This window comes from Chryseobacterium capnotolerans, assembly GCF_021278965.1.
GTDB classification, from domain to species: domain Bacteria; phylum Bacteroidota; class Bacteroidia; order Flavobacteriales; family Weeksellaceae; genus Chryseobacterium; species Chryseobacterium capnotolerans.
Window position 1 is genome coordinate 1,786,999 of the sequence record NZ_CP065589.1, and the last position, 13,785, is coordinate 1,800,783.

A 13,785-nucleotide genomic window follows, 5' to 3' on the forward strand; every position below is an offset into this window, starting at 1 on the left:
AAAATGAGTAATAATTGTTCGTTGTGCAATACAGAATTAACTTCTATGGATAAACTTCTGGGAGAGAATAATCTTTCAGATGGCGGGGTGTTATGCAATAAATGTTTAGATAAAATAAGTTACATCAATCAGGAAGTACTTTACAACCTGAATCAGTTCAGTATTGCTGATATTCACCGAATTATTCAAAATAAAAATACAGAACAGGATGCACCTGCTGTAATACAAGGTAGTCTTCCTATGGCAATAGATGAAGAACCACAAAATATTTCTAAAGAAGTATACAAAAGGAGAAAACAGAAAATAAAAATTGAGTTGGAAAAACTGAATGCCAACCTTTCTGTATTTACCAAAGGTGAGATCAAAGAACTTCCTTACCTGATTTCCGAAGATGAGAAGATCATGGGTATTACAGATGCTCAGTTTGTCAATACTTTAGCTGCCGGTATACTGGTGGCTACCTCTAAAAGAATGATTTCTGTTTCAAAAGCAATGTTTGGGGCAGCTATAATTAATGATTATCTTAATGAAACGATTAGGTCTGTAAGTTTTGTAACTAATCCGAGATCTCCCATTATTAAGCTCCACCTTGAAGAAAGAGAGGTCGCGTTTGAATGTTTTATGGATAAAGAAGATGCAGAAAAGTTCTATGATATTATAAGCCCCATTTATAACAATCCGATAAACCAAGCTCAACAGGAAGTAAATCCTGTAAATAATAATACAGGCACTGTAAATACAACACTATCTCTTGAAATTCTTGAACAGTTAGAAAAGCTTGGAAAATTAAGAGAAAGTGGTATTCTTACTGATACTGAATTTACAGAACAAAAAAGAAAGTTGTTAGGACAATTATAAATTTTTAGTGCCTGATTATGAAAGATAAAACAGAAATCGTAAAAAGCTGGCTGAAAGGATGGTGCTTATCAAGAGAAGTACCCTTTCCTGTTCAATATAAATCTGGATTTCATGTATTCGTAGGAGATGAGAAACAAAAAGAACGATATGTGTTTCCTGACCTTACTGAAGACTTTTTTCAGCTTGTCCAGTCTATTGATGAGCCCTGGGTTTACCTGAAAGTAAGTACTCCTCCTGATCAGTTTATAAAGAACATTCCTGAAAAATGGCAACTCCAGGCACAAGGATATTTGATGACCTGTTTTCATCCGATGATTTTCCCCGAAATCAGTTTGGCAGACGGATATCATTTAGAATTTTCAGAATACAATACAACATTTGTTGTCAGAATTGTAGCCGAAAATGGAGAACAGGCCTCAATAGGACGTGTTTCTTTGATAGATGATGTTGCTGTTTATGACAGAATTATTACCGAAGTAAATCATCAAAGGAAAGGCCTGGCCTCTTTTTTATTGAAAGAGCTTGAAAAAATAGCCCTATCGAAAGGGTTTTCTAATAATCTTTTGGTAGCAACAGAAGAAGGGAAGCTATTATATGAAAATTTAGGCTGGAAAGTGTATGCTTTGCATTCCTCTATTGTCATTCCATCTAAAGATTAATATTTTTATTGAATTAAAAAGGAATAATAATTTAGACTTATCAACTAATACTATGGGATCAAGACTTGATGAAATAAAAGAAGAACTCGAAAAACTGGATATCAACCCTACCATTTTTGCCAGAAAAGAGATTCGTGCACTGCCAGAGATTCTTTCAGCAAATGAAAGAATTGTTTATCTTATTGAGGGCAGAAATAAAATAACACAGCATCATATTATTTTAGTTGCCACAGACAGAAGACTGATCTTTGTAGATAAGGAATTTATGTATGGGTTAACGGTAGAAGATTATTCTTATTCTAAAATAAGCTCTATACAATATGAGACTGCCGTAATGTTGGCCTCTATAGATATTCAGGTTTCAGATGATCTGGTTGAAATTGATGGCGTAGGAAAATATGATGCAAAGCTTTTCTGCGAAAAAGTAAGAGACTTCATGTCCGGTCCTAAAGAAAATTTCCATAAGCCGGAACCTAGTGCTTTAGATCAGTTGGAACAATTGGGAAGATTAAAAGAATGCGGAATTTTGAGTGAAGAAGAATTCAATGAACAAAAGAAAAATCTTTTAAATAAGCTCTGAATTTAAAGTATTTCTAAAAAACAAAAAGTCATCGCAAACTACAACGATGACTTTTTCTATATATGAATGTTAAAAAAACTACTGTCTGTTTTTTAGTTTAAAGAATCTTCGGCTTTTGTTTTCACCTCGTCTACTTTATTCTGAACCTGGGAAGCAACATCATTGGCTTTAGTTTTAAGGTCATTTCCCCATTTGTTAAGATTATCCTTTGCTGTATTAAGTTTATCTTTTACGGCTTGCTGATCTTCAGGACTTGAATTTTTATATTTCCAATAAGCTAAAGCACCTAGTCCTAGTAAAGCTAATAAACCTTTTGTTTTGTTTCCCATGATTTCTATTTTTTAAATGATATTAATATTAAAATTTGTTATTAATACATATGTAAAATACGTGCCAAAAAATTAAGCAGAATTATAAAAAAATGTTAAAATTAAGAGAAGATATCAAAATTTTCTCCATCAAAACTAGCAAAAACCATAGTAGGGTAAGAGTCTTGGTGATAGATATTTCCATCTTTATCAATAGCAATGGCTCCTGCAAAGCCATCAATTGCTTTAAGTTCGTCAAAAGTTTTGGTGAAGGCTGTTTCAAGGCTCATTCCGTCGGTTACACGCGTAACAATTTTTGTGGCAGTGGCATTACTTACAATATCTTCTCCCACCCCTGTACAGCTTACTGCACAGAAAGCATTGGCATAATTTCCTGCCACAGTGGCAGAGTCAGAAATTCTTCCGGGTATCTCAAAGCCCTTTCCACCTGTAGAAGTGGCAACAGCTAGTTTTCCATCCTTATCAATGGCTACACAGCCTACCGTACCTTTACCGCCATTACTGAGCTTAGCTTCATATTCTTTTCTTCTTTGGGGGATTTCCGTTGAGAAGTTTTCAAACCCATGTTCTGCAGCATATCTTTTTGCTCCTTGTCCGCCTAATACTCGGTCATCTTCTCCAATCAGGTCTTTAGCTACAAAAATGGGATTTTTTACATCCTGAATATTGATCACACCACTCAATTTCTGGGTTTCACCATTCATAATAGCGGCACTCATACGAATCACACCATCACTTTGAATTTGAGAGCCTATTCCAGCATTGTATAAAGGATCATCTTCCAGCAGAGAAACGGCATAAGCTGCCGAATCAAAAGCGGAATGAGTCTGAAGATAATGAAATGCCTTTTCAGCAATTTCTTTTAAAGAGTTTTGTTTCGCTGTTTTTATTTCATGGCTCTGGTCACTTTCCGAGAAAAAACCGCCGTGGATGATGAGTTTCATAAATAAAGTTTAGTTTTTAAATTATTATTTGTCCTGGAAAGGTGTTGTTCTTCTGAAATGAACCCTTAATTCCTGACAGAGCTTTGAAATACTTTCCAGATTATGCTTTTCAATAATCATAAGCTGTAGTTCATCGGAATAGCTATCTGCAAGCTCAATAATTTCCAATGGTGGTTCTTCCTGATTAAGCTTAGGCTGTAACCATGTAAAATAATCCGGTGCATATCTTATTCCTGCCGGAAAGTCTCCTAGCATATTATTCAAACTTTCATCAATGAGTTCATGAACTTCATCTATTTTATCTCCACGGATCAGAAAATTAAAAAGTTCATTGGTTACAGAAAACTCAAATGCTTCATCCTCGTCGCCTTCAATTACCCATTCTGCTTCATTATTGGCTATATATTGATCAGGATTGGTATAGCAAAAAGAACAGTTTGAAATAATTTCTTCTTTATTGCTGACATCATAACCTTCCAGAAGAAGATTTATAAATTGTTCAATTTTTTCTTCTGCCATTTAGCTGTTTATTTAAAGACTAAAATAAGAATAACTTTCGAATTGAACTTTTAAAACTATTTGTCCTGCGGGATCGGGTTGAATTGTGAATTTTCAATCGTAAGAGTTTTCGTCGTAAGATCATAATGATCATTCATAGACATCACATGAACCGTTAAATTATCAATAGAAATTGGTTCTCCAAGATTGATATTCGTCAGATTGGTGTCCTTAATAAACCTTCCGTCTACCAGAATCACAAGTCCTGAACCTACAGCAGTCATCACGTCATTATGAATGAAAAGGCCAGTATCTTCTCCAAGCCCGATGCCCAAAGTTCTTGGATTGTTGACTACCGCCTGAAAAAGACGTCCGATTCTGCCTCGTTGTACAAAATGGGTATCAATGATCACATTATCGATTAATCCTAAACCTTGTGTTGTTTTAATTTCTCCCTTTAACAGAGCTTCAGAACTGCTTCCCTGATAAATCATGTTTTCAGAGGCAGCTGCCGCTCCTGCAGAAGTCCCCGAATAAATGAAATCTTGTTCCTGGTATTTTAATAGAATGGTATCGTGAAATCTTGTTCCGCCTAGAATAGAAGTCAGTCTCAACTGATCTCCACCCGTAAACATCATGACGTCTGCAGCATTCGCTCTTGCTACCATGGCGTCAGAATTTGCCTCTTCACGATTATGAATATCCAGAATATTTACATTTTTAGCACCCAGGAATTCAAATGCCTTTTTATATTCAGCACCTACAATCTGAGGAATTTGAGAAGCTGTTGTTACCACTTCAATCACAGAATTTTCCTTATTTTTTGATTCGTTGATGATCTTTCGCAAAATTCCACGCTCAAAAAAGTTAAGGTTCTTTTCAATATTCTGATCGTAATCGGTTTCTGCAAAGCTTCCCTTATTTACAGCACCTCCGATAACAATTAATTTTCCTACAGGTTTACTCATGGTACAAAATTAAAAAATAATTAACATCTTTGGCGAAATTCGTGCCATTTTTAGTTGATTTTTAATGTTTTAGAAATGTGAATAAAAATTAATTCTTTTTTGATAAATCTTCAAGTGTGGTATAGTTTCGTTTAGGGTTTTATATTATATTTGGTTATAAAATAAGTTATTATTAACTGTTAAAATGCCAATAGACTATGAAAATCGAAAAGATTCAGGCACTACGCGGTCCTAATATCTGGAGTATCAGAAGAAAGAAGCTGATACAGATGAGGTTGGACCTAGAGGAAATGGAGAATTATCCTACCAATAAAATAGATGGATTCAGGGAAAGAATTGAAAAATTAATCCCATCACTGATTACACACAGATGTTCAGAAGGAGTGGAAGGTGGTTTTTTCCATAGAGTAGAAACAGGAACCTGGATGGGGCATGTCATTGAGCATATCGCCTTGGAAATACAAACCCTGGCGGGAATGGATGTTGGTTTCGGAAGAACCCGCGAAACAAAGACTCCTGGGGTGTATAATGTAGTATTTAACTATCTGGAAGAAAATGTAGGAATTTATGCAGCCGAAGAAGCGGTAAAGATTGCAGAAGCTTTAATTGAAGGGAAGGAATACAACCTGAACACCTGCATTCAGAAGTTGAAAGAGATTAGAGAACGTGTTCGTCTCGGACCCTCTACAGGAAGTATTGTAGAAGAAGCTGCTTCCAGAAAAATACCATGGATCCGATTAGGAACAAACTCTTTGGTACAGCTTGGATATGGAGTTAATCAACAGCGTTTCCAGGCTACCATTACAGGGAAAACAAGTTCTATTGCGGTAGATATTGCCTGCAATAAAGAATTAACCAAAAGAATGCTCCACGATGCAGCTATTCCGGTACCAATAGGAGATTTGGTAGTGGATGAGGAAGATTTGAATAATGTCATCAAAAAAATAGGATACCCCATTGTTTTAAAACCTTTGGATGGAAATCATGGAAAGGGTTCTTCCATCAATGTCAATGATTGGGAGGCTGCTAAAATAGGATTGGAACATGCTCAGAAATACTCCCGAAAAGTAATTGTTGAAAAATACATTACAGGCTACGATTTCAGAGTCCTGGTCATTGATAATAAAATGGTGGCTGCAGCAAGGAGAGTTCCTGCCCATATTGTTGGAGACGGTGAGTTAAGTATTCAGCAGCTTATTGATAAAGAAAATAAAGATCCGCGAAGAGGGTATGGGCACGAGAATGTTCTTACCGAAATTGAAGTGGATAAAGATACTATGGAATTGCTTGAGAAGCTTCAGTATACATTGGAAACCATTCCACAAAAAGGGGAAGTGGTTTACTTGAAGTCAACAGCCAATCTTTCTACAGGTGGTACGTCAATAGATGTTACTGATATGGTGCATCCGGAAAATATCACAATGGCAGAGAGAATTTCTAAAATCATTGGTTTGGATGTCTGTGGTATTGATATTATGGCAGAAAACCTTACCCAGCCTTTAAAAGAAAGTGGCGGGGCTATCATAGAAGTGAATGCGGCTCCAGGATTTAGAATGCACCTTGCTCCAAGCGAAGGGTTACCAAGAAACGTTGCCGCTCCTGTTGTAGATATGTTGTATCCACAAGGGAAGCCTTTTACTATTCCAATTATTGCAGTGACGGGGACCAACGGAAAAACCACTACAACCAGATTAATTTCCCATATTGTAAAAAGCAACGGATTTAGAGTAGGATTTACTACTTCAGATGGGATTTATATTCAAAATACGATGCTTTCAAAAGGGGATACTACAGGACCATTGTCAGCAGAATTTATTTTAAAAGATCCTACTGTGGAATTTGCTGTTCTTGAAACGGCAAGAGGCGGTATTCTTCGTTCAGGACTAGGGTTTTCACAATGTGATATCGGGGTTCTGACTAATATTGAAGAAGATCATTTGGGAATGAACGATATTCACAGCCTGAAAGATCTTACCAAAGTGAAACGGGTTGTATTAGACAGCGTAAAGAAAACCGGCTGGAGCGTATTGAATGCAGACAATGAATACTCTATGAAAATTGTTAACAATCTTGATTGTAACGTTGCGATTTTCAGTATGGATGAGAATAATCCCCATATTGTAAAATTTGCCAAAGAAGGAAGAATTACCTGCGTTTATGAAGAAGGATTTGTAACCATTAAAAAAGGAGACTGGAAGATCAGAATCGGTAAAGCAAAAGATTTCCCAATTACAATGGAAGGTAAAGCCAGATTCATGATAGAAAATGTATTAGCGGCTAGTTTGGCAAGTTATCTTCATGGATTTGGGATTGAAGATATTTCCAATTCGTTAAGAACCTTTATTCCAAGTGCACAGCTTACTCCAGGAAGATTGAATGTCTTTAAGTTTAAGAGCTTTAAAGTGCTGATCGATTTTGCCCACAATCCATCCGGATATGAAGCGATTGAAGATTATCTTAAGAATGTCGAGGCAACAAAGAAAATAGGAATTATTTCCGGTGTTGGAGACAGAAGAGATAGTGACATCAGAGAATGCGGAAAGATTGCAGGAAGAATGTTTGATCATATCATTATCCGAAATGAAAAACATCTTCGTGGAAGAACAGAAGAAGAGATTAATGGATTGATTATAGAAGGAATGCAGTCTTCAGGAAAAGATGTCAGCTACGAGATTATTCCTAAAGAAATTGAAGCGTTGAAGCATGCCATGGGCATGGCTGAAGACGGAACCTTCATTACCGCTTTAAGTGATGTAATTTCCAATGCGATTGATCTTGTTCAGGAATATCAGGCAAGAGAGCTGCTGGAAGATGACAAAAATTTGTAGAAAATCGAAGATTTAAAATAAAGAAAATGGCTGTGCTTTTGAAGTACAGCCATTTTTGTAAATTCTAATGATTTTTTATGTATAATCTCTCGCAGATTTTGCAGATAGCGCAAATTCTTATTATATAATTTGTTAATCTGCTTAATCCGAAAAATCTGCGAGAGTCAATATTTTTTTGATATGAACTATATTTGTGGAGCTTTATTTCAATAAGGTATTTCAGATCACTTAAACATTCAGTAACAGCTTTGCCTGTTGAAGCATTTCATCTCGATATTTAGAAAACTTAAGAAAGTATCGAGTTTGCCAATCCTGAGTTTTTTGAGCCTGTTTGCTTTCTGTTTTATCCCAGGTTGGATACACTCTTATTCCCCGTTTTCCTATCTTTTTCCCATCCGACAGAATTGCTTTTTCTAATAAAATCTGCTTAGGGAAGATAAATATCCCTGAAAGACTGTCTTTAAAAGAAGCAATAAGATAAAAATCAATGTTGTCTGTGAGATCAAAAGGAGCTGTTTCCCCTTTTTCATTCCTTTTCCAGATCGTTACAAATTGACCGGTTTTGGTGGGTGTTATTTTAGAAATTCTGAATTTGATATTCTGTTCATTTAAATTAAAATTAAAACCTGAATATTCCCTGCATTCTAAATCTTCTTCAATATTTGAACAGCTTAACCCAAGCGGATGAAACAGCTGTTCTTCAATGGTTTCTAAATTCAAGAGTTCAATGTTTAAAGTTTAAAGTTGGCTACCAAATACATAGTAGTTTGTCAGGATAACTAACTATTTAATGTATGTAGCTATATTCCCCTTCGCTGGAGGAGTGGTTAAAATTTCCCCACATTTATTCTTCCCCAAAAAAAGCATTAGAACTTCCAATCCAAATGGCATCTTTTTTATTGAAATCCACATTGACCATGGCTGCTTTGGTCATTCTTCCCAGGTTTTCCAGTAAAATAGGACGTTCATCATTTTCTTTCCAGATGTATAATAGACGGATCTCTGCTTTTGAAAACTCCCCATTAATATCTTCAAAGAGTGGCTCATAAGTTACCTTTCTTTGTAAAATATAATTTTCTTTATCTTCAATAGCATCAGTGATTTCTTGGGTTGGGTTCAGATTAACTCCGCTTCCTGCAAATGAAAATAATGGTTTTAATACAAAATTCTCAAGATTTTCATTTTCAGGAAATTCATGTAAGAAATAACTTTTAGGAACGAATTGATGTTTTAATAATGGTAAAAGAAACTTAGAGATTTTAAAGAACCAGTTTGGATGAGTAATCCATTTTACATCCACGTCTTCACGGAAATCAAACTCAGTTTTAAGATCCGGAATTCTGTCCAGTTCATCAAATATAACACGGTTGTAGATTCTCTTGATCTCAACAAGCTTACCCTCATGTTCATAATAAAGTTTTTTACCTTCTTTCTTTACCTTTGTTAGGCACACAGTTTTAATTCCCAATAATCTTTCGGTTAAAGCAAAATCAATAGCTGTTTTCTGTTTTTCAGGAAAAATTTCCAGAAGAATGACATTCTCCGGATGTTCATCACCTATAATGAGATCTTTTAAATACTTTTTAAAATTCTCCTGAGGCATGGGGTTACGAATCTCTGAAAGGAAAGGATAAACTTCGCAAAATGTATCTTCATAAATCTTTTGAAAGGCATACAATGATGGGAAAGCCTGGAGCTCGATCAGTTGTGGCTCAATATCTCCGTTTTCACTTTTACAGACTCCAAAATCGATAGTGAAAAAGTGGGGTTGGTTTGTATCATTGGGAACCTTGCAGTTCTCAGGAATTGCTTTTTGAAGAGTTTCTGCCGGAAGCGCTTTAATCTGACTGATGATACTTTCGCTGGCATCAAGCAATTTGCTTTCAAATTCTTTGGTAAGGAAAATCGGACTTTCTGAAATTCTGAAACCCGGTTCTAAGCCACCTTTTTGTTGTAAAATTTCTTTCAGTTTTTTATATTTTTCATCTGAAAACTCCTGATTGAACTGTTTTCTGTATTTTGGGATCATATTTTTTCTTTTGTGATGGTAAAAAATCGAGCAATAAATGCCCGATATTTTATTGGATAGAAGTTGGATGCTGGAAGAGGGAAGTATTTGAAGTCTATATTTTAAATTAAGGTGTTTTTATACCTGATTAAAATCAAAAGTTGACCAAAAGTTTAATGACTACTGATAACTTCCAGCCTCCCTCTTCCTACTTCCTGACTTATTAAGCCAAAGATTCAGCTTCTTTCAAAATGTTTTTTTTGCGAACTGAAGAAATCTCGGAAGAATCTGGTTTCTAGTCAGAATGATTTTATCTTCATCATCTATTCTATCCATGGTTTCAAGATATTTTTCCATTCCGAAGTTTTCAATCATCGCTTCTCTGTTTTTATTGTCTTTAAGATTTTCTATTAAAGCTTCGGGACTTGCTTCCGGATGAAATTGGGTTCCAAATATTTCATCAGAAAAACGAACCGCCATTACAGCTCTTTCCAGGTTGATGTGTGGACGAAACTTTTCAATAGCCATAACCGTCATTCCGAGTTCTTCAAAGCGGTCATGATCCGGTTCAATGAACTGATACGCTCTGGAATCTACGGCATAGAAAGGATCCTGAAGATTCTTGAATAAAAACTCTTCTCTACCTTCCTTTGTTTTATGAACAGGCATTACTCCAAAAGAATAGGATTTTCTTTTACAGATATTTCCTAATTTCCAGTGAATGCTTGCCCATTGAAAAGAATGACAAATAAGGAAAAGGTACTTTTTATCTTCGTTGTATTTATTGTGTTCAAAAACGGAATCTAAAAAATGAGCAAACCTGTTTTCCCACTCTAAACCTTCACGGTGTGGAGTACCCGGGCCGCCCGAAGAAATGAAAATATCAAAGTCTCCGATTTCAGGCATTTCATCTTTAAATCTTACATCAAATGTTTTGATGATTACATTTTCTTCAGAGTTCTGCTGAAATGTTTCAGAAATTTCTTTAATGTTTCTAAAGCCTTGATTGACATGGTTGTTGTTCATGTCCAGCAGAGCAATTCGAATATCTTTCATTACATCATATTTTTTGTAAAGTTACCAAAAATATTATGAAGCGGCTTCACCATGTGTGATACCATACTCGGTTTCCGAAATCATATAATCCACCACCTTGGTAAGATCGCCCGTTTCTTTAAAGATTTGAAGCTGCCGATCAGCACCTGTTCCGTTTTCAAGAATTTTCCAGGCATATTCAACCTCATTCCTGCATCCTAAATCGTCTACCACATCATCAATAAATTCTAAAAGTTCTTTTAGTAAAAGAGGGTAAGGAACAGATTCTTCTTTTCCGAAATCGATCAGATGAGCCTCAATACCGCTTTTGGAAGCACGCCATTTATTTTCATTCAATAGCAGTCTTCTATAGCTTCTAAAGCTAAGGTTCTGCTGATGGAGTTTATAAATTTTGGCCACTAAACTCTGCATAATAGCTGCAAGACATACGGTTTCATCAATTCTTAATGGCATATCGCAGATCCTGAATTCAATAGTAGGGTAAAAAGGATGAACCCTTAAATCCCACCATATTTTCTTGGCATTGTCGATGGTTCCTGTTTTTACCAGAAGGTCAACATAGCTGTCAAATTCTGCTAATGAATTGAAGTAGCTGGGAATACCGGTTCTGGGAAATTTAACGAAAATTTCCTGTCTGTAAGATTTAAAACCTGTATACCTTCCAATCCAGAAAGGAGAATTGGTAGAAAGGGCATAGACGTGAGGCAGAAAATAACGCATTACATTCTGAATTCTTACCCCTTCTTCACGATTAGGAATTCCAATATGTACGTGAAGTCCGAAAATAAGGTTCTCACGGGCAACATCTCCCATATCATCAACAATTTTGATGTATCTTTCTCCTTGGGTGATGCTGTTGTCTGACCAGTGCGAAAAAGGGTGTGTCCCACCTCCGGAAACACGCAGCCCTTGTTCATGAGCCGTATTGATGAGATGTCTTCTTAAATTGGTTAATTCTGCTCTTGCTTCCTGGATATTCTGGCAGATTCCGGTTTCCATTTCAATCATGGATTCGTGCATTTCGTGCTTTAGATTTTCACTCAATACTGCTTTTCCGCCTTCAATGATTTTTGAAACGTGAGAGATCAGATCTCTGCTTTCCACATCAATGATCTGATATTCTTCTTCGATTCCAATAGTAAACTGATGATGCATTGTCTTGTGTTTTTTTATTGTTTTTCAATATTATTTTATGGAATCTTTCACGAAGGTTCCCCAAGTGATATTAGGTTTTCCCGGAACGTATTCCTTGGCCTTTTCAATAGCCAGTTTAGCTGCGTGTTCTATGATCCATGCAAAATTCTCTTCGCCTACAGAATTTCTGTCTGCATCCGGAGCCGGGTTACAGAAATCAATCGCATAAGGAATTCCGTCTCTAACCGCAAATTCTACAGTATTGAAATCATATCCTAGTGCTTCATTCATTTTGATCGTGTAATCATGAATGGTTTTCAATAATTTTTCAAGCTCTTTACCTTCTGTCTGGTGAGTTGTTGCATATCTCAGATGATGTGGGTTTCTAGGCTCGTAAGGCATGATATGAACATATTTTCTTCCGAGGCAATATACTCTGTAGTAGTCGTCAAAGATAATTTCTTCCTGAACCATCATTACCAATTGTCCTGTTTCTCCAAGTTTGTTCCATAGATCATCCGGATTTTCTACTCGGTATACATTCTTCCAGCCGCCACCATCATGAGGTTTCATATATGCAGGGAATCCTACATAATTGAAGATATATTCCCAATCGTGTGGAAATTTAAGGTTTCTGAACGAAGTTTCCGAAGTGTCGTTTGGTCTTTCATGGGACGGAAGCAATACTGTTTTCGGTAACGGAATCCCAAGCTTACTCATCAGAGCATTGTTGAAAAACTTTTCATCAGCGCTCCACCAAAAAGGGTTATTGATTACATAAGTGCCGTTAAGTGCCGCATTTTTAAGATACGCTCTGTAAAAGGGAACATCCTGCGAAATTCTGTCGATGATTACTGCATATTCATAATCGGCACCTTGTTCAAGCTTATCAATGGTAACAGGTTCAGCTATAATATCTCCTCCTCCCAGTTCATTGACTTTGTCTATAAATGCCCAAGGAAATGTATCTTCCATACCGAATAGAATTCCTACTTTTTTTGTCATAATTTTTGTTTTTAAATGAGGGTGTATATTCTATATTACTTCTTAAAGAATCTGCGATTCTTCATATTTTTAAAACTTAAGCGCTTAAACATTGATTCTCTTTTCAATTTAAAAATCTTTATTAAAACACTTAAGTAAGTTATATTATGCTATTTTATAAACTATTTTTATTGGAATGCTTTTAAGAAAAATAAGCTCCTATAAAAGTTGGAAAAACCATTCTCCACAATGGCCAGTCATGGCCAATCCATTTTCTTTCATCATACCAGAAATCAATTCCTTTTATCCTTAAAATTTCAGCCATTTCAATATTCTTGTCTTTACAGATATCCTGGTCGGAAGTACTCAAGACAATATGCATATGTTGGTATTTCCAGGAGTCATCATTTCTTACAAATTCCCTTGGACAGTTGAAATATACAAGGTCGTCTGAGTAGCCATTCATGAAGTTTCTTATGCTGAAGGCTCCCGAGAGACAAAATAAATGAGAAACTACATCTGGAAACCTGAAGGCAAAGTTGGCTGCATGATACCCTCCGAAACTGGCTCCGGCCACTGCTACACGATGAGTTTTATGAAGTTTTTGGATATACGGAACAAATTCCAGAATCAAAAACTGCACATAGCGTTCATAGTTTTTGATTCTTTGCTGTGGAGATATTTTTTCATCATAAAAACTCCAGGCGTCAATAGTCTGAATATTATAAAGCTTTACTTTTCCCTGTTCTACAAACCAATTGATGCTTCCGTTAAGATGAAAATCATGGTTTTGGGTATATTGTCCTTGGGAGGTGGGAAACATAATGATAGGATGGCCATAATGTCCGGTCACTTCTACCTTAAGGCTTGTTCCCAATATGTTGGAATAATAATCTGTATGTTCTATATGAGGCATTTTTTCTTATTTGGGTTTAACAT

General features: G+C 36.0%; 14 protein-coding genes. 4 read left to right on the plus strand and 10 right to left on the minus strand.

All coding sequences use genetic code 11. The features are described 5' to 3' along the window. Positions 1 to 3: 3 nt before the first annotated feature. The 3 genes from H5J24_RS08430 to H5J24_RS08440 are packed head-to-tail and all read left to right on the plus strand — an operon-like array spanning position 4 to position 2,097. Positions 4 to 858, plus strand: coding sequence for a PH domain-containing protein (locus tag H5J24_RS08430; RefSeq protein ID WP_082811221.1), 855 nt, complete (start codon positions 4 to 6; stop codon positions 856 to 858). Positions 859 to 875: 17 nt separating this feature from the next. Further along, the gene (locus tag H5J24_RS08435; RefSeq protein ID WP_068943563.1) at positions 876 to 1,517 is read left to right on the plus strand and encodes a GNAT family N-acetyltransferase; all 642 of its coding nucleotides are present in this window, start codon (positions 876 to 878) and stop codon (positions 1,515 to 1,517) included. 52 nt (positions 1,518 to 1,569) lie between these two features. Next, a complete protein-coding gene (locus tag H5J24_RS08440) occupies positions 1,570 to 2,097 on the plus strand; it encodes a PH domain-containing protein (protein WP_167387005.1) in 528 nt (175 codons plus the stop codon). Positions 2,098 to 2,189: 92 nt separating this feature from the next. Here the strand turns inward: H5J24_RS08440 and H5J24_RS08445 are convergent, their stop codons facing one another. The 4 genes from H5J24_RS08445 to H5J24_RS08460 form a co-directional block, all read right to left on the minus strand. Next, the gene (locus tag H5J24_RS08445) at positions 2,190 to 2,426 is read right to left on the minus strand and encodes a YtxH domain-containing protein (protein WP_068943561.1); all 237 of its coding nucleotides are present in this window, start codon (positions 2,424 to 2,426) and stop codon (positions 2,190 to 2,192) included. A 101-nt stretch (positions 2,427 to 2,527) separates the two neighbouring features. Next, entirely contained in the window at positions 2,528 to 3,370 is an 843-nt protein-coding gene (locus tag H5J24_RS08450) for an isoaspartyl peptidase/L-asparaginase (RefSeq protein ID WP_068943560.1), read from the minus strand. A 24-nt stretch (positions 3,371 to 3,394) separates the two neighbouring features. Further along, positions 3,395 to 3,889, minus strand: a complete 495-nt coding sequence (locus tag H5J24_RS08455) for a hypothetical protein (RefSeq protein ID WP_068943559.1) — start codon at positions 3,887 to 3,889, stop codon at positions 3,395 to 3,397. 56 nt (positions 3,890 to 3,945) lie between these two features. After that, positions 3,946 to 4,836, minus strand: a complete 891-nt coding sequence (locus tag H5J24_RS08460; protein WP_068943558.1) for a cyanophycinase — start codon at positions 4,834 to 4,836, stop codon at positions 3,946 to 3,948. Between the two features lie 197 nt (positions 4,837 to 5,033). On the opposite strand from H5J24_RS08460, the gene cphA reads away from it, so the two are divergent. Further along, positions 5,034 to 7,664, plus strand: a complete 2,631-nt coding sequence (gene cphA, locus H5J24_RS08465; protein WP_068943557.1) for a cyanophycin synthetase — start codon at positions 5,034 to 5,036, stop codon at positions 7,662 to 7,664. 228 nt (positions 7,665 to 7,892) lie between these two features. Here cphA and H5J24_RS08470 read toward each other — a convergent pair whose 3' ends face one another. The 6 genes from H5J24_RS08470 to H5J24_RS08495 all read right to left on the minus strand — a co-directional run bounded on the left by H5J24_RS08470 (position 7,893) and on the right by H5J24_RS08495 (position 13,762). Continuing rightward, entirely contained in the window at positions 7,893 to 8,384 is a 492-nt protein-coding gene (locus H5J24_RS08470; RefSeq protein ID WP_228407642.1) for a MepB family protein, read from the minus strand. A gap of 124 nt (positions 8,385 to 8,508) precedes the next feature. After that, complete coding sequence (locus tag H5J24_RS08475) at positions 8,509 to 9,693, minus strand: hypothetical protein (RefSeq protein ID WP_068943555.1); 1,185 nt, start codon at positions 9,691 to 9,693, stop codon at positions 8,509 to 8,511. Between the two features lie 225 nt (positions 9,694 to 9,918). Next, positions 9,919 to 10,728 carry a type 1 glutamine amidotransferase gene (locus H5J24_RS08480; RefSeq protein ID WP_232816213.1) on the minus strand — a complete coding sequence of 270 codons (810 nt, stop codon included), beginning with the start codon at positions 10,726 to 10,728 and terminating at the stop codon, positions 9,919 to 9,921. A gap of 33 nt (positions 10,729 to 10,761) precedes the next feature. Further along, positions 10,762 to 11,883 carry a carboxylate-amine ligase gene (locus H5J24_RS08485; protein WP_068943553.1) on the minus strand — a complete coding sequence of 374 codons (1,122 nt, stop codon included), beginning with the start codon at positions 11,881 to 11,883 and terminating at the stop codon, positions 10,762 to 10,764. Positions 11,884 to 11,913: 30 nt separating this feature from the next. After that, on the minus strand, positions 11,914 to 12,867 hold the full coding sequence (locus H5J24_RS08490; protein ID WP_068943552.1) for an ATP-grasp domain-containing protein: 954 nt from the start codon (positions 12,865 to 12,867) through the stop codon (positions 11,914 to 11,916). Positions 12,868 to 13,048: 181 nt separating this feature from the next. Then, a complete protein-coding gene (locus tag H5J24_RS08495) occupies positions 13,049 to 13,762 on the minus strand; it encodes an alpha/beta hydrolase-fold protein (RefSeq protein WP_068943551.1) in 714 nt (237 codons plus the stop codon). Positions 13,763 to 13,785: the final 23 nt, after the last annotated feature.